A 17,366-nucleotide genomic window follows, 5' to 3' on the forward strand; every position below is an offset into this window, starting at 1 on the left:
GAGAGGGCGGGGCTGTTAAAGCGTCTGGCGATCGCCAGAGAGCTTGTCGGGGAAGTGGATACGCTCGGTATGTTGATGAAATGGCGGGGGCCAGAAGAACGATGATCACATGAGGGCTCGTGCGTCCTGCCAGTGCGTTTTATGGCTTTAGCTTGGGTTTCTCTCAAGCGCTATCCATAAGCATCATTCTGATGCAGGCCTTTTGCCTGCATATGCCATAAGATATTACTTCCAAGGCCGTTGTGAGCTGATCTCGCAGCGGCCAAGAAGATTGAGTGCTGCTGGAGCGTAAGAGGTTGCTCTTGCTCCTCGCAACAAGAGATTTGGCTGAATAAAGGAATTTCTTAGCCATGGATACTGCTGGAAATACTTTGCTGGAGTCTGACTGGGATGCAGATCAACTCCGAGTGATTGAGGAGGATGCAGATTCACGGCTGATCGTTGAGGCGGGCCCAGGAACCGGAAAGACGGCCGTCGCGTGCGCCCGCCTGGCCTATCTGATCAATGAAGAGGACATCGAGCCCAGCAATACATGGATGATCAGTTTCACGAGGACCGCAGTAGCAGAAATCCGTGCACGACTACATTCGTACGTCGGTGATGCGTCTTTTGCTATCCGGATTGCGACCATCGATTCGCATGCATGGTCCATCCACTCCGGGCATGATCCGAATGCCAGTCTGACCGGCTCGTACGAAGAGAATATTACGCGAGTCATTGAGCTGTTGAAGAACGACGAGGATATAGCAGATGAGCTGCTGCAGATCGAGCACGTCGTTATTGATGAAGCGCAGGATCTCGTCGGACAGCGAGCGGACCTGATCGAGGCTCTAGTGGGGCGGCTGCCGTCGGACTGTGGTATCACGGTGTTCGCCGATGAGGCCCAGGCAATCTATGGCTTCTCTGACAACAGTATCGGGAGTCGCAGAAAAGAGGCAGGCTGCAAATCTGATTTGCCCTTGCTTGATCGTTTGCAGGCTGGAGAAAAATTGGGGTTCACTACGCTGGCCCTGAAGGAGATCTATCGCACGTCCTCTCCCGGTCTTAAGAAGATCTTTTCGGAGTTGCGGCAGGACATTCTCGACAAACAAAAGCACGGCAGCGGATTGCACGCCGAGACGGCGCAAAGAATTCGAGAGCTGGCCGACGAGAGCGGATTAAAATGGACTGACATGAAGGTTGCTAACTTTACCAGCGACGACCTTCTGCTTTTCAGAACACGTGCCGAAGTGCTCATGGCGTCTCAGTTCTGTGATCTTCCCCATCGGTTGCGCGTGTCAGGGTATGGCGCAACCCTGCCCGCATGGCTGGCGATCTGTTTCTCGGACTTTGTCGAACTGTTCCTCGTAGAGCGGCACTTTTTCGACCTTTGGGCGGCGCGTATAGAAAACAAGGTTTCGCCTCCGTATGGGCCTGCTGAGGCTTGGCAGCATCTCATGCGCGTTGCTGGGCGCCAGGATGGTTCCATCGATATGCAGAGGCTCAGGCGGCGGTTGGGTCAGACTCGCCCCCCGGTCGAGCTAACTCTCCCAGAATATGGTCTGCATGGACCGATAGTTGGGACTATTCACGCGAGCAAAGGACGCGAGGCGAGCAACGTTGTTCTCATCCTGCCGAGCGTTTCGGAATTCGAGAGCGTCGAGGATGAGATTGAAGAGGCTCGCATACTCTTTGTCGGCGCCACGCGCGCGCGCGCATCTCTAATCGTCGGAGAGCGTAGTCCCTTTAGAGCATCAACCTTGGCATCAGGTAGGGCTCATCGCTCAACCAAGAAAGGCCAATCAACGATGGTCGAGATTGGTCGTAGCGGTGATATCACAGCACGTGGTCTTGTAGGTCACAGCGAGTTTCGCGAAGCCGATGCTTTGGCAGGACAGGCTTTTCTGACCAAAGTCGTCGATGTAGTCACCACCTACAAGCTGGAAGCCGATCCCGACCTGGATTGGCGCTACAGGATATATGCCGGCAACGAGAGGCTCTGCGTTGGTGTGCTATCGCGCAAACTCACGTACGACCTCTGGGAGATACTCGAGAACAGGAACCAGAAGCGTAGCCACAAGCCTCCAACCTACGTGAATCATGTGAGAGGTCAGGGGTGTGCAACGATCGTACTAAGCCCGGATGACAATGAGCTTGAGACACTTAATGAGCCCTGGGCTTCTTCCGGTTTCGTCCTGTCACCTAGAGTTGCGGCGTTCCCTCCCTTCACCTTTTTCGGTCGGAGATAGTCTCATGCAGGATAAATCACTCGACAGGGATATCGTCGCCTGTCGGCTCTTTGAGGACCTGATCGGACCACGTGTAGAGAATGAGGAGCTGACCGCGCGCCCATCCGATGTCTATCTCACCGGCATCCTTTGGCCCCAGCGTACGGCGATGGCGGGGGAGGACGATGATCGCCTCGGAACCGCGGGGGCGAGTTCGGTAGAGGACAGCGACAGTGAGAGCGATGCAGTCAGAACCGGATCGATCCAGAAACCGTCTGTAGCAGGCATATCGTTCAGCGCTACATCCTCCGCCGTACCGCAAGTACAGGTTATCTGCAGCTTTGCTACGTACCGGATAGAACAACGTGACGGTGGTGACATCTGGATTCGCCAGCCGCACAGAATAGAAATCCCGGTCCTTGACCTGTCAGCCGGACCGCCTCGCCAGATTGCGCTTGCGGTACACGGTAAAGGACTCCCCAACGTTTCACTTAGTGTCCGATGCATCAATGCTGGCGGGGCTGTTCTGGTCACTCTTTCGCTCGTGAATTCGATAGTTCCAGAGCAACGCCGAAACGAGATTGAGGCCGCGTCGCTTTTCCAGACATCGCTTCGCGTCCAGCCTTGCAAAGGCACATTGCTGGTTCCGAAACCTCCCCGTCGGGGGTTGTCGAGACACCAAGATGAAGCCAATGGGAGCGCCGCGATCAGCGATGAGGAAAGCGGGGCTCTGCTGTATAGAAATGTGGCAGAGTTCGCTGTTGGGCATGTCTGCTCCGCCGAATGGGAATCCTCCGAACAGGTGGCAGGGGCTCTCTCCACTGCGCGTTGGGTCGGGACGACATGGCTGCCATCAGCCATTGTTGAGGGCGTTGACCCGAATGGTCATGTTTTTTTCTCTGAGCTGGGCAATGAGAGCGGCGCGCTCGATCCTCTCTCGGCCGAGGCATTGGCCTTGGCCGATACAGCGTCTCTCCAACAGGCCCTGCAGCTTTTCTGCGACGCCTACGATCGCTGGGTACAGTTGCAGCTGAAGCGGCTTGATGACATGGCAGACGTGAGCCGTGAGCTTAAGTACATCGCTCAGATGCACCTGGTCCGCTGCGAAGAGGCGCTCGGACGTATGCGGGCATCAGTCCTTGAACTTCTCACGAATCCGCGGCTCCGGCGTGCCTTTCAGCTGGCGAACTTCGCCATGCACCTGCAGCACTCATGGGACAGTTCCAAGAGCCGCCACGGTCCTCTGCGTTGGAGACCGTTCCAGCTGGGATTCCTGCTGCTGAGCGCTCCGTCATCAGTGGCGCGTGACCACGAGCATAGAGGGGTCATGGACCTCCTATGGTTCCCCACTGGTGGAGGCAAGACCGAAGCATACCTTGCGCTGATCGCATGCATCGCCGTCTATCGCCGCCTCTCCGATGATCCGAATGACCACGGGGGTGTCTGCGCCTTGATGCGCTACACACTTCGCTTGCTGACCACCCAGCAATTTGCACGGTCTGCCGCAATGATAGTGGCCTTGGAAGCGATACGCTCCGGGAGAGTATCTTCTCCCGCTGGCCTGCCGTTGCAAGGGGATGAGCCGTTTTCGATCGGGCTGTGGGTGGGCGGAGACGCTACACCGAACAAGCGTGCGGTTGCCTTCGCCTCACTTCAAGGGGCTTTGGAGGTTTCATCTCCAAAGCAGCTCTCCCGGTGCCCGGTCTGTGGCGAGAAACTGAAATGGTCGATGGCAAGCGCGATCTCACCTGTTGATGTTGAATGCACGAACAGGTCATGCAAGATGTGCGGGGTTTTGCCCGTCTTCACCGTCGACGAGGATGTCTACGACAACCGGCCGACCCTGCTTATAGGAACGGCTGACAAGTTTGCCCAGGTCATCCGCGAGAAAAGAACCAACAGCCTATTTGGTGTTTGGGACGGCGCTCCGCCTGATCTTATCATCCAAGATGAGCTGCACCTCATCTCGGGTCCCTTGGGGACAATCGCTGGAACCTATGAAGCGGCATTTGACCTGATGTTCGCCGCGCGCGGGCATCGGGCAAAGATTATCGGCTCGACAGCGACGATCCGCAGAGCGTCGGAGCAGGTGTTGGCTCTTTTTGACCGCGAAGCATTCCAGTTCCCTCCGCCAGCGATCGATCACGACGACTCTGGTTTCGCGGTTCGTGATCGTCGACCGAAGGCAGTGGGAAGGCGATATCTCGGTGTCACGACGGCGGGTCGATCGGCAAAGTTTACCCTGCAGGCCGTCGCAGGTTCCCTGCTGCAAACTGCTTTTGGGGCATTCAGCGATGATGTCCGTCGAGACGCCTACTGGACACTCGTTGGGTACTTCAACTCACTTCGCGAGCTTGGCGGAGCGCTCGTCCTCATGCAGGACGACGTCACCGACAGTATTGCGCTCTACGCTGATGCTCGCTCCGAAGAAAGAAGGCCTCTCAGCAACGTTGAGGAGCTCACATCCCGGAGAACACAGGAAGAAATCCGCGGGATGCTCGACCTTCTCGACATCAAAGTCGGGCTTCCGGGGGCTGTCGACGCTGTTCTTGCGACAAATATGGTCAGCGTCGGTGTGGACATTTCCCGACTGGGTCTCATGTTGGTCAATGGGCAACCCAAGACTATCGCCGAGTACATCCAGTCGACTAGCCGGGTCGGGCGGGGAGATGTTAGCGGACTTGTTGTCCCGGTCCTCAACAACGCCAAGGCTCGTGATCGTTCGCATTTCGAAACGTTCTGCAGCTGGCACCGCACCCTTTACAGGGACGTGGAGGCGACTAGCGTTACTCCCTTCGCATCACGGGCTCGCGACCGGGCGCTGCATGCGGCGCTGGTGGCTGCAGTACGTCATCTCGTACCAGGCATGCTCGACTCTCCACAAATGGATGACGACGCAGAGGATCTGGCGATGGATCTCATCGACCGGATCGTCGAGCGTGCAGATCGGATCGATCCAGAAGAGATAGCTGTTCGGGAAGAGCTTGAACGTCGTCTCGACACATGGAGGGCAAGATCCCCTACTGTCTACTGGAGCGACTACAAGGGAGGGAAATCCCTTCTTCAGAGCGCCGAGCGTGCAGCCGCTCGCCGAGCTGCTGGCCGCGATACCGGCGCAGCTTGGCCGACCCTCAACTCCATGCGGACTGTAGAGGCCGGAACCCCTTTCAGGATGGCCCCTGCCCTCAGGGTAAAGGATGATACACATGAAGAATGACCTTCAGGATCTGCGGCGTAGTGCAGTTGTCTCGACATTTGGTCCTGGCTCGGTAGTGGACTTTCGGGCGGGGGGCGGAGCCGTCTCTGGAATCGCTGCGGGACTTGAGGAATGGGATCGCTCCTTTCCTCCTGCTGGTTTGGCCCACCCACAGGTCATACGCGAGACGCGCTTGCAGAAGAAGCTTGGTGTGAAGGGCTTCAGAACGCCCCCTGTGACGCTGGAGCGTAGGAAGGATGATGATCCGGATAATCGACGTCTCGTTGCTGTGCGCTTCCCTAAATGGCTGCAATGCCCTAGCTGCGACGTCATCAAGCCGGAACGGCGTTGGAAGAACGATCCGGGCCATGCTTATCGTTACTGTCCGACATGCACGGAAAAAGCCCATGGCGACAGCAAGGTTTTCGTCATCCCCGTCCGTTTCGTCATGGCCTGTAAGCATGGCCATGTAGATGAGTTTCCCTGGGACTGGTGGGTGGGGCACAAACCTGAGTGCCGGGTGGCGCAGCGTGACAACGTAGACCGTCACCCTGGGCTGATGCTGCAATCCGAGAGTCCCGGTCTCGCTGGGCTTATCCTCAGTTGCCCGAAATGCGGTGCACGCCGGTCAATGGACGGGGTTTTCTCAAAGAAGACCTGGGAGCATGGGCCGAAATGTCGGGGGTATCGACCATGGCTGGCCGACGGCGATGAAGTCTGTGGTAAGGAACAGAACGCGGTCCAGCGCGGCGCGTCCAACCTGTACTTTGCGGTGACGGAGTCAGCACTCAGCATCCCGCCGTGGTCCGACCGTCTTCAGGAAGTCTTGGGCGATTGGTGGAGCTCTCTCACGAATCTCGATGATTTATCAAGGTTGGAGGACTACATCGGCTTTCTTGCGAAAGGTGATCTGGAAAACATTTTGAAGGATCTGGAAATGTCGCCAGCGGACCTGGCAGAGGCGATCAGAAACCGCCTTGCATCGTATGGGCAGCTCCGAACCGACGATTTGCGCCCGGCAGAATATCGACAGTTCGTCACCGAGCCAGGTCGTAGTCGGACTCCAGACATCGACTTCGAAACCCGAAGAGAAATCGTATCTCCGGAAATCGCTCCATGGATCTTTCGAGTTGTACGAGCGGTCCGTCTTCGGGAAGTTCGCGCCATCAAAGGATTCACCCGGATCAATCCGCCTGGCGATCCCGACTCGCCCGAGGTAGCGCGGCTTTCAAAGGAGCCACTTGAATGGCTCCCTGCCATCGACGTCCGCGGCGAGGGCATCTTTCTCGCTTTAAACGAAGAGCGGCTATCAATTTGGGAAAACCGTCCTGATGTTATTGCACGTGCCTCCGAGTGTGAGATTCGGCATCAGGCGGACTGGAAGGAACGGTACGGCGACGACACCAAGCCGTTGCAAGCGATCACCCCTCGATACATGCTCTGCCACACGCTTGCGCATGCACTCATGCGCCAACTTACGCTGGAATGTGGATACTCCTCAGCGTCCCTTCAAGAGAGGATCTATGCCGGGAGTGGCGATGAGCAGATGGCCGGGCTTCTGATTTATACGGCGACACCGGATTCGGACGGAACGCTTGGCGGACTTCAGCGGCAGGGAAAGACAGGGCGCATAGAGGGCATTCTTCAGCGCGCGATTGACGCGATCGAGTGGTGTTCATCCGACCCGCTTTGCATCACGGACATGATGGCAGCGATCAACAGTTACTCGCACTCAGTGTGCCATGCTTGCTGTCTTGCTCCAGAGACATCATGCGAAGCTTTCAACAGCTTCTTAGACCGTGCCCTTTTGATCGGTGACGGTACAGGCTCTGGACTCGGATATTTCGAAGACATGCTTAGGAGAGACTGATGGCAGTACTCTGGCCAAGGAAACTGCCACGATCGGTACTGGATGACCCGAGGCGCCGCGCTGAGGTTCGCGTATACAACCGCCTGGCAGAGGTTCTCAACGATACCTTTCATGTCTTCTACTCGAGTCCTTGGCTGGGTACCGACAGGCTGGGGAACGAGAAAGATGGCGAATGCGACTTTCTCGTTGCACATCCTGATCACGGTATCCTTGCGATTGAGGTCAAAGGGGGGAAGGAGATTTCCTTCGATCCAAAGGACTCTCAGTGGCGCAGCACTGACCACGGCAATTTTGTCCACAAGATCAAGGATCCAGTAGCGCAGGCGCGAGGCGCTAAGCATGAGATTCTCAGCCGTCTTAATAGGTCAGCCAGATGGCCAAAGCGTTTCATACATGCCGCTCATGGTGTGATCTTCCCGAGTGCCGGTTCTCCCCGAGGCGACCTCGGAGCTGATCGCCCGGCCTGGGTGTTCTGCTGCTCACTTCAGTTTGAGCAGAGGCTGGGCGAATGGATCGCCGACCGTTTGAAGGCGGGACATCGGCCTAACAACTGCCAACCGCTTGGTCGTGACGGCATTGCGGCGCTGGAAAGAATACTGGCGCACCCCTTCACCCTTAGTTTCCGGATTGGGGCTGCTCTAGCGGAAGCTGATACGGAGTTTCGCGTCCTTGAACCGTCCCAGTACCATGTATTGGATATCATCCGTGATATACCGAGAGCTCTAATCCGGGGTGGGGCGGGGACTGGCAAGACTGTGGTGGCGATCGAGGAAGCGCTCAGGTCCGCCGCAGCAGGTCGCAGGACTCTACTGACTTGTCATAGTCGCCCGTTGGCAACAAACCTTGAGCGAAAACTGAAAGACGTTGAAAATCTAACAGTTGCTGGATTTCATGCGTTGTGCGGGCGCATCTCGCGTCAGGCGGGGATCCCGATACCGTCCGATACCTGTGAGCAGGATCTCTACGACAGTGCCCTACCAAACGCGCTCTATTGTGCGATGGAGATCCAGCCTGCGCTAAAGTGGGACACCATTATTGTCGATGAAGGCCAAGATTTCCGTGCTGAATGGTGGGTCGCGATCGACGCCTGTCTCACTAGCAGTGGAAGTCTTCGCGTTTTCTTGGATAGCAATCAGAAAGTTTACGACAGCGCCGGGAATGGTGTTCATGATCTGAGCGTGGTCCCGGTTAGGCTTTCTCGAAATCTTCGCAACACGAAGAACATCCACCAGGCCGCTTCGACACATTATTCGGGCCCCGAGATAATCGCCGATGGGCCCGATGGTCTCGAGGTCTCTTGGCTCAGCGCTGATAGTCCTGATTCGAAAATCGCTGCTGCCTACAGAGAGCTTCGACGACTCGTACATAACGAGGAAGTAGCTCCTGGTGACATTGCAGTCCTTGTCAATGGGCCTCTGGCCCGGACAAGCTTTCTCGAAAAAAGTAGTGGAACAAATATTCCGTTTACAGACGCCGAATCCATGGTACTCGAAGACGTGGTCGTAGATACAGTACGGCGGTTCAAGGGGCTGGAGCGGTCGGCAGTAATTCTCATCGTCAGCGGCGAGGAAATGGAGCAGCGTGAGCTTGCCTATGTCGCGCTTTCAAGAGCTCGGGCCTACTTGTGTATTGTGTGTTCCGAAGATGATGAGCGATGGCTTTCAGGCAAGGAAAATCGCGACACTTGACGCACTCCCAATCCACTATCGTGGGTGATAGTTGTAGTGGTCAACCCATCCCGGACAGTGGGTTGAGTTTTTCTTCGGCCACCGCAGGTGGTTGAATTGATGCGGCCTGATCCAGTTGTAGCGGTGCATCAAGTAATGACTGATGTCCCGTTGGGCCTCCTGCGCCGTCAGGTAACCCGTTGACGGGACCCACTCCGACTTCAGACTGCGGAACAGGCGCTCCATCGGCGAGTTATCCCAGCAATTCCCTCGGCGACTCATGCTCTGCTGCATCCGATAGCGCCAGAGCCGTTGCCGAAACAGGCGGCTGGCGTACTGGCTGCCCTGGTCTGAATGGAACAGCACCTGCTGTGGCTTGCCGCGCTGTTCGTAGGCCATGTCCAGGGCCTTGATCACCAGTTCGGCATCCGGCTTGGCCGAGAACGCCCAGCCGATCACCCGCCGGGTATGCAGATCCAGCACCGCGGCCAGGTAGTGCCAACGGCCTTGCGCCCAGACGTAGGTGATGTCGCCACACCACACCTGATTGGGATGCTCGGTCGCGAATTCGCGGTTCAGCCGATTCGGGATATCCGGCCGCTCAACCGTGGCCTGTTTGTAGGCGTGCGAGCCCGGTTGCTTGCTAACCAGGCCCAGCTCACGCATCAACCGACGCACTCGGAAACGGCCGATGGTCACGCCCTCTTCGCGCAGCATGCCCAGAATGCTGCGGCTGCCGGCCGAGCCCCGACTCTGGCTGAACAACTGGTTGACCTGGCTGCGTAGCGCCACGCGGCGAGCATCGACACGCCGCCGTCGAAGACGGTGGACGTAGTAGCAAGACCGCGCCACATCGAAAGCTGAACAGACCACTTCCACCGACTCCTGCTCACTCAACTGGTCTATCAGCGCGTACGATTGAGTTCGTCCGACATCAAGAGAGCGGTAGCCTTTTTTAATATCGCTTTCTCCCGCTCCAACCGGTTGATCCGGGCTTCCAGCTCCTGGATCTTTTGCTGCTCAGGCGTCAACGCCTTGCTCTTCGGGGTCACACCCTGGCGCTCCGCCTCGAGCTGCTTCACCCAACGGCGCAAGGCCGAATCCACTACCCCCAGCGAACGGCAGGCGTCGATATGGCTGTAGCCTTGGTCCAGCACCAAGGCGGCAGCCTCTCGTTTGAACTCGGCGGAAAACATACGTCGTTGCTTGCTCATCAGACACCTCTCTCACGGCGAGGATTTTCGCCTAAATCGGTGTCCGGGATCAGTAGACCACTACAACCACTACATATCTAGCCGTGTGCTAAACAACTGTTAGGATAATTCGGTGATATCACCTAGCTCAGAAGAGTAGGAGGTGTCCCTTACTCTCCACCAGCATTCGATTTTCTTGGCCCACTCGGAGATCATTTTCCCGCCGGCTCCTCGATGAAGTGCGTCATTGACCTCTTCCGCCCATATCGCGATCTGGCGATGAAGTTGCGGTGATATCGATTGTTCTTGCCAGATGCGGTTCAGATTGAGGGTCGCTCCCAGCTTGAGCGCTAGAATCGAAACTGTGTAGGACGTGATGTTGGCTTGGAATGCCGGGAACATGGGGCGGATGATCTTGTGAGCTGACTTGAACAGGATTGCCTTCGCGATCATCTGTTTGTACTGCTCTTGATCCGGTATGACGTTCTCACCAGCACTTTCCCTTTCCATCAACTCATCCATGAATGCCTGGAAGTTTTTCTGACTGCCGAGACTGACGATATGTGGCTTCTGATCCCAAGCAAAAAGAAACTTGGCTAGGTCGGGCTTGGTGAGTTTGCGGTAAGGGGGAATTGTCGCCTGGAGCTTTTTCTTCTGCGTTGGGGTAGTTGCTTCCTTCTCCAGCATCACCTTGTAGCTGCCAGCTGAGCGCTCGTAGAACCAGCGCCCAACGCCATCGGGGCAGTAAGTACGCATGGACAGTTTTTCCAGCTCGCGATGGAAGGGCTTGTTGGCGGAAAGATCGGACTGTTTGACAACGTTCTGACTGTTCGCATACCGCGAAATATTGGCAATCAGTTCCTCATCGTCAGCCTGTCCGGAGCGTAGCACGATGATCTTGGCTGGAACCCGCACACTCGTAAGATCGATGTCCGGATGCTTTTTCTTGGCGAAGTAGATGGATGCAGTAGTCTGGCCGCCATTGACTATCTGCATGCCCTGGAGCCAGAGAATGCCTGTCGAGCCATCTGCCGCGGTGTCGAGCTTGGCTTGGTCGGCAACAACGACGATGCCGTTGTTATAGGCCATGAAACGGTCAGGGTGGTCGCGCAGGCTGTCACGGATTCCCTTATTGACTCCCTTGCTGCTAACTCCCAGAAAGGAGCGCACGTTTGCTTCGAGGATCCGCGGGCCATACTTTTCGTAAAGGAACCGCAGGGCCTCGCCGGGCACGGCTGTCAGGGCGTAGTCATACTCATCGTCACCGGATCCAGGAACCCACACGCTAGGAAGGGCAGTCCCGCAGATGTCCCTGAAGTTTACTACCAGTTCATCCCGAGGACGCCCCTGCTGCCAGTGGTTGAAGAGGCGTTGAATGTCCATGATCTCTAGGCGGACCTGCTTGCCCTCGACCTCCTGCGGTGCATAGTTTCTCGTTTTGGCTACGGCATCCGTGATGACGAAAATACGGATGCTATCCAGCGTCTTGAAGATGCGCTCGACTTCGGTAACAAGGGCATAGGCATCGTTGGTTTCATCGAGCTTGCCGGATAGCTGGCCTGTTGCGCAGAACCTCAGAAACTGCAGCCCTTCTTTGGCAGCCTTTCCTGCTTCGGAATCTGGAAGCGGCTCTAGCTCATCTACTCCCTTGTACAGACTGACAAAAAGATCGAGACGGTCTGGGTTGCCAGAATCATCAGTAGTGTCGGAGACGGAGTAGCCGCTGATTTTTACCTTGTACGTACCTACCTTCGCTTCGTAATGGCAGACAGTTGGTTCAAAGGTGATTCCCTCGTCAGCCATGTGCGTCATCACATGCTCGGTGAATACGGCCTCAGGAGGAATGGGGGCTTCCCCTGGGCCTATATCTTTTTCAACTTCATCGCGGATCGCGGCCTGCGTCTCACGCAGAAAGTCGACGAGCTCCATCAAACGACTCCTAATTGTTCGAGTACATCATCCAGTGTGTGGTTGTTTGCCGTAACGAGAGAAAGATCCAGCTCATATGCGGCATGGCGAATTGCCGACGAAACGTTGAAGGGGGTTAGCCTGGGAAACTCCCCGTCCACCAGATGCAACCTTGTGTCGGCCAGCAGGAATCGACGTGTATAGACTGCCGCGTGCATGTCCAGATATCCGGCCTTATGGAGAGCCAGCTCAAAAAGGCGCATTGCGGCGGGGTCAGCGTCAAGGCGCTGCCGAGTTGCATCAACGAGCTCAGTGAGCGTTTTACCCGCCTCCTGAGCGCTGAATCGAAGCCCGGCCAGAAAGAGAGGCGGGGAGTTAGTGTCATCCAACTGCTCAAGTGAGCCAATCCGAACAGGGAAGCCGTCCGGAATCATTGTCGACTTGATTTCCACGCTGCCAAGTCCGATCTGGAAGTCGTGCAATCCGTCATGCGGACCTTTCCATGCATCCACTGCCGTAAACTGAAGGATCCCCGCATCCAGCAGAAGATTCAGAAATCGCAGCTCTCCGACCAGCCCCAGCTCCTTCTCTGGGCCCAAGCCTTCTCGTCCCTGACGCATGAACTCCTGCCAGCCCCGCACCCGCCCGAGAAAGCGCTGATAAAGCGTTTCCTCGGGAGAATCGCTGAATGACTGGAGCAGGTGCACGATATCGGAGACTACCTTGGCAAACAGTTCAAGACTGCCCGCGGGCTGACGAACAATGGCGAGCCAACTGTGGTTGCCGCCAGTTTCGCCGAGCGTGGCTCGCTCCATACGGAAGCCCTGCCCTTGGGGAAGCTGAGTCGCCGGTGCGATTTTTGTAGTAGCAAATCCAACCAGAACCGCTTCCTCGTTACCTGGTGAGTGTCGGGCCGCCTTGATTCGGCAGGAGCCCGTCTGCTGAACCAGATCTATTGAGCGCCAGCCGGGAGTGGCGGCGTTGCCGGGCAGTGCTCTCCAGACTCCCAGAATTTCGAGGTCACTCACTTGAGCCATACTGCTGCTCCCAAAGCACATTGGTGACTAGATAGGGCACGGATTTGCCGGCATTGCTGGAAGGGAAGCTGATGGCAAATGCCACGACAGGTGTAGTTACACCGGTGACGTTTGAGTCCTCGGGTTCCAGTAATGAAATGATCAGGAGCCCTTTATCCGGTCGAGGTTTTATCCCATCTGCGCCTAGGCCTTTTACATGCCTGATTGCAGGGCCATTGGGGGTCTCGGGGGGCTCTTTGCGTCTGGATCGTCCCGGGTCCTTCACCCAGGCCCGTTTGGTTAACTCAAGCGCTGCGTTCCATCCGGCCTCATCAAGATCCATGGCCTCGTCTTGGGGGGATAGCAGTCTGCCGATGGAGTATTTGCCTTCTCCTTCGGTTGCCTTGTTCTGTCGCTGCATCATTCTGACTGGACTGCCGACGATATCGAGTGTCTTCTCTGTCCCACCGCCTATGACTGCCACCGTCCAAGATGTCAGTTCCCCGGAAAAACTCATTTCTTCAATGAAGTCTGCCAGAAGATCACTCTTTACCTTTCTGGAGTCGGGATGGGTCTGATAACCACGCAGGAAGCGCGTAACCGATTGCGCTGTTGCGTCGGGCCACTGAATCCCGCTCCAGCTATCCTTCTTGCCATTTCGCTGCTGCGGGGGGATTGAGGAGGGACTTCCAAGCTCATCGGCAAGGGCCATGAGAGCTGACAGATTCTTTTCCAGAATATCCTTGTCGGTGTAAAAGCTTACAGTCTCGACTACATCGCCACTGAAAGAGAGATACAAGGTTTTGGCCGTGCGCATCTTCAGCGGCGATGTGACCATAAGAACTGGGTGAGAGCGCACCTTGAGGCCATATTCTCTGGGCGTCAGCCTGCTTTCCATCATGAAGTCGAACTCGGCCCGCAACTCCTCAGCGGCGTCGGCAATATGTTCGAACCACTCGACCAAGTCATTGGTCGTGTACAGGCGGCACAAATCGAGGTAGCCCGGCCGATAACCAAACCAGCGCCCCATCTGCATCAGGGTGTCGTACATCTTGGATGCGCGCAGGAAGTAGCTGGTGCAAAGTCCTTCGAGGGTTAGCCCCCGGGCAAGCTTGTCGCCGCCGATGGCGATGACTTTCAGCCCGGTTGCACTGTCGGCATAGTCAAGAGCATCCGTGGCCTTGCCGTTGATCATGCGCACATCGATTTCATCAAGCACATCCAGCAGTACAGCCTCGATGTCCTGCCAGGATGAGGAAGGGTGGCGGGACTCTTCTTCTATCTGGGCTTCGATCTCGAGGCTGGTGCTGAGAAAGTCTCTTTCCCAGAGGCTCCTCAATTCGGCCAATGCGCTCAGATGGTCCGTGCGTCTCCGGAATCGCTGCTTCAGGCCGTGAACGTAGCCCAGAACCTGGCGGTGGACATGCTGCTGCACCTGATTGAATCTGGTTACGTGAATCAGCATCGAGCTGTGCTGGGGGCCCTGTCCACGAAGGCCTCTGATCGCGCATGAAAGAACGAATGCGTGTACGGCCTCGATTAGGGAGGCAGGCATTGCGTCCTGACCTTCAAGCAGTGGGATATGGCTGCTTTTGTGGCTGACCGGCATCCAGCCACTCTTGCCGTCTTGGGAGCACTGATCCTTAACTATTCGGACCAGGTTCAGTGCACCTGTGCGTCCGCTCTCACCGGCGAGTCCGAATACCCTCGAAGGCCCTACATAGCTGGACGGCGCCGAGAGATTGGTGATGAAGGCGGAGGGGAACAGGTCCGGGCCTTCCTTGGCGGTTTCACCATGCTCGTGAATGTAGATGTTGGCGAATGGGGTAGCGGTATAGCCGACATAAGCCTTTCTTGAGAACGCATGGAGAATCTGGCGGATCAGGCTGTTGATGGCTGTCGGCTCATGATCCAGATCGGGGTTGCCGTCTTCGTCGACAACCTTCTCGCCAGTGTCGACAGATGCGTGGTCGGCCTCGTCATCAATTATCAGCAACGGCAGATGTGTAACGAGCGGGCGACCGCTTTCCGGATCCTTGGTTTCGGCTACATGGGACTGGATCCAGTTGAGCAGCCGCGTCAGAACCGTCTTGTTCTTCTTGACGACAAACAGCCACGGGCGCTGCTCCGGAGATACGCCCAGATTCTTTGCAAACTTGGTGTTGAAGTCGCCGGTTTCCGTTCTGTTGGTCACATACTGGGGGCGCAGTGCCGGAGATGGGTCGATTTTGCCGACCCCGATGAGTTTGTTTCCTTCACCTTCGATGGCACTTGTTTCGTAGCCCAGAAAGCCTTCGTCCAGACGCATCTGGGTCTGTGCTCGCAGGTTGTTGTGCAGCCCCGCAAGCACAATGATGATCTTGTAACCGGCATCTGCTGCCTTGCAGATGAGGCCAGTGTAGTTGCCGGTCTTGCCCGACTGTACATGGCCAACCACCATCCCTCGTCGATCCCAAGCACCATCTCGCTTTGGGTCTTCAAGCATCGACAGAACGTTGTCAGTGGTCTTGTCCAGTGCTTCCATGGCGCTGAGGGGCAGTTTCAGCTCCTGCCACTCACGGTAGCGCCGCCAGTATCGCCAGTCCTTTTTCCGATCGCTTGGTTGCCAAGGCTCATGCCCAGTGGTGTCAATCAGGGATGAGTCATCCCCAACCCAGACACTGAAGCGTCTGATCAGCTCCTCCGTGACCGAGTCGCGATCCAGACCCTTGGCCTTTCCCGGCATTATCTTCAGCACCATGTCGATCTTCTGGGAAATGAGCTGAGGGGTGATCGCCGACTTGTCCTTTTCATCAGCCAGCATTTCCTGAACGAACTTGACCACACTCCATTTGTTTTCCTCAGACATGAGGCGTCACTCCTTAAAGACTGTCTGGCAAAACGCTGATTAGGACAGGGTATGCGTGGAACGGCTCCATTTGCTTCAGCTGCTCCTTTGCTGCGCTGGGGGAATAACCCTTTCTTTCGATCATGTTGCGGTACATCACCATCATGATGTCGCTGACTTCTTGAGGCGGCGTCTTGTCGAATCCTGTGCAGGGGGTGTCCTTGTTTTCGGCGGTATCTATCCAGATTCGCTGAACCGGAACCGTCTCCTCGATCACGCGGAGCATTGCCTTTAGCTGGGGTAGAAGGCTGCCGGCATCATCCAGAACCGCTCTTATTGCCGGATGTTCCGTGTCGATCCGATATCGCATACCGTCCGCAAGTCTTTCGACCTTCCAGGCCTCTGCAATCTGTCTGTTGCCCAGCATGGTCGGCTTGCCTCGATGGGCAAAGGCTCTTCTTGCGCGGCCGCGCGTAACCTCGGCAAGTCTTGTCAGCCAGTCCCGCAGATACACTGGCGGCCGTGCAGTTGATTTCCTGATGTCGATCTTCCAGTCCGCATCTACGGAGTTGGGTATGTCGAGGCGAATTCGCGCAAGGCGATGAGCTTCATCCTTAGTCCATGAACGTCCTGTACCAAGTCCTAGCCAGCTGCCTGCCACCAGCAGTCTTTCGTTTCGATAGATGTAGAAACCCTGCTGTGCAGTCCAGCCTTCCGGGCCTGCCAGGCGCTCAAAGTCTCCGGGAGAGAGCATGTCCTTGTGCGGCAGAACGTGGCACTCGGCCTCGATATCTTTGCGGCTGGGGTGTTTGAATACCGGAGGGTTATATGGCTTTCCGGGATGATCCGTCATGAAGGGATCCCAGGGTTTGACCGGCTGGCCATTCAACAGAATTCGCAGTCGAGGCCTGGTGCCTTCCAGGTATCTGTGAAACACCATTCCCAAGTGCTGTTCGACTTTGTCGACCAGATTGAGAAAGTCCTGCACTGTAGTCCCTGGCGTGACGATGCGATCCAGCTCTTCCCAGAGAACCAGGGTGCCCGTTGCGCTGGTGAGGCGTTCCAGAAATCCTTCCGAACCGGGATGGGGGCCCTCCAGCAAATGCCAGCCGTCGTCGGCACTGCTGGCCAGGAAGTCGAGATCCCAGCGGAGGGTCTGTAGGCCATCGGGGCCACGTGTGGCAACGGTCATCCTTCGGCACTGAGAAAAGGACGCAGTCTTTAGGCCGAGGCCGAAACGACCCAGATCGCCTGCCGATCTCTCCTCGAGAGGATTCCGATCGCCCAGACGCATGGCCCGATCGAGTTCGTCTGCAGTCATCCCCGAACCGTTGTCCAAGCAAAGCACACGGCTTTCCTGCTCAGCCCAGATGAATTCGATATGTACTTCGTTCGCGCCGGCAGCAATGCTGTTGTCGATGATGTCTGCCAGAGCTGTCTGGGTGTTGTATCCCAACCCACGTAGTGCTTCGACCATGGCGC

8 protein-coding genes and 1 pseudogene are annotated in these 17,366 nt (G+C 56.5%); 4 read left to right on the forward strand and 5 right to left on the reverse strand.

Annotated elements, in window-relative coordinates:
• The first annotated feature begins 350 nt into the window (after positions 1-350).
• The 4 genes from AC1RB9_RS11495 to AC1RB9_RS11510 are packed head-to-tail and all read left to right on the forward strand — an operon-like array spanning position 351 to position 8,961.
• Positions 351-2,228, forward strand: coding sequence for a UvrD-helicase domain-containing protein (locus AC1RB9_RS11495; protein WP_003451886.1), 1,878 nt, complete (start codon positions 351-353; stop codon positions 2,226-2,228).
• Between the two features lie 4 nt (positions 2,229-2,232).
• Positions 2,233-5,424, forward strand: coding sequence for a helicase-related protein (locus tag AC1RB9_RS11500; RefSeq protein ID WP_003451884.1), 3,192 nt, complete (start codon positions 2,233-2,235; stop codon positions 5,422-5,424).
• Positions 5,414-7,273, forward strand: coding sequence for a DUF1998 domain-containing protein (gene drmB / locus AC1RB9_RS11505; protein ID WP_023124488.1), 1,860 nt, complete (start codon positions 5,414-5,416; stop codon positions 7,271-7,273). The genes AC1RB9_RS11500 and drmB overlap by 11 nt, the downstream gene beginning before the upstream one ends.
• Positions 7,273-8,961, forward strand: coding sequence for a nuclease-related domain-containing DEAD/DEAH box helicase (locus tag AC1RB9_RS11510; protein WP_003451881.1), 1,689 nt, complete (start codon positions 7,273-7,275; stop codon positions 8,959-8,961). Before drmB ends, AC1RB9_RS11510 begins: the two co-directional genes overlap by 1 nt.
• A gap of 43 nt (positions 8,962-9,004) precedes the next feature.
• On the opposite strand, the pseudogene AC1RB9_RS11515 reads toward AC1RB9_RS11510, so the two are convergent.
• From AC1RB9_RS11515 to AC1RB9_RS11535, 5 genes and pseudogenes are all read right to left on the reverse strand, one after another.
• A pseudogene (locus AC1RB9_RS11515) lies at positions 9,005-10,154 on the reverse strand (IS3-like element IS222 family transposase); the annotation flags it as partial.
• Positions 10,155-10,253: 99 nt separating this feature from the next.
• Complete coding sequence (locus AC1RB9_RS11520) at positions 10,254-12,062, reverse strand: AIPR family protein (protein ID WP_003451876.1); 1,809 nt, start codon at positions 12,060-12,062, stop codon at positions 10,254-10,256.
• Positions 12,062-13,078 carry a PD-(D/E)XK motif protein gene (locus AC1RB9_RS11525; protein WP_010793101.1) on the reverse strand — a complete coding sequence of 339 codons (1,017 nt, stop codon included), beginning with the start codon at positions 13,076-13,078 and terminating at the stop codon, positions 12,062-12,064. Before AC1RB9_RS11525 ends, AC1RB9_RS11520 begins: the two co-directional genes overlap by 1 nt.
• Positions 13,062-15,905, reverse strand: a complete 2,844-nt coding sequence (locus AC1RB9_RS11530; protein WP_003451872.1) for a Z1 domain-containing protein — start codon at positions 15,903-15,905, stop codon at positions 13,062-13,064. Before AC1RB9_RS11530 ends, AC1RB9_RS11525 begins: the two co-directional genes overlap by 17 nt.
• Before the next feature lie 13 nt (positions 15,906-15,918).
• Entirely contained in the window at positions 15,919-17,361 is a 1,443-nt protein-coding gene (locus AC1RB9_RS11535; RefSeq protein WP_079275394.1) for an ATP-binding protein, read from the reverse strand.
• Between the last annotated feature and the right edge of the window lie 5 nt (positions 17,362-17,366).

It is taken from the genome of Pseudomonas sp. 20-5 (assembly GCF_056782835.1).

Excerpts from the sequence above, each read along its gene's own strand:
- AC1RB9_RS11520 (WP_003451876.1), bottom strand. The coding sequence starts at position 12,062 with ATGGAGCTCGTCGACTTTCTGCGTGAGACGCAGGCCGCGATCCGCGAT.
- AC1RB9_RS11535 (WP_079275394.1), bottom strand. The coding sequence starts at position 17,361 with ATGGTCGAAGCACTACGTGGGTTGGGATACAACACCCAGACAGCTCTG.
- AC1RB9_RS11495 (WP_003451886.1), top strand. The coding sequence starts at position 351 with ATGGATACTGCTGGAAATACTTTGCTGGAGTCTGACTGGGATGCAGAT.
- AC1RB9_RS11530 (WP_003451872.1), bottom strand. The coding sequence starts at position 15,905 with ATGTCTGAGGAAAACAAATGGAGTGTGGTCAAGTTCGTTCAGGAAATG.
- AC1RB9_RS11500 (WP_003451884.1), top strand. The coding sequence starts at position 2,233 with ATGCAGGATAAATCACTCGACAGGGATATCGTCGCCTGTCGGCTCTTT.
- AC1RB9_RS11510 (WP_003451881.1), top strand. The coding sequence starts at position 7,273 with ATGGCAGTACTCTGGCCAAGGAAACTGCCACGATCGGTACTGGATGAC.
- drmB (WP_023124488.1), top strand. The coding sequence starts at position 5,414 with ATGAAGAATGACCTTCAGGATCTGCGGCGTAGTGCAGTTGTCTCGACA.
- AC1RB9_RS11525 (WP_010793101.1), bottom strand. The coding sequence starts at position 13,078 with ATGGCTCAAGTGAGTGACCTCGAAATTCTGGGAGTCTGGAGAGCACTG.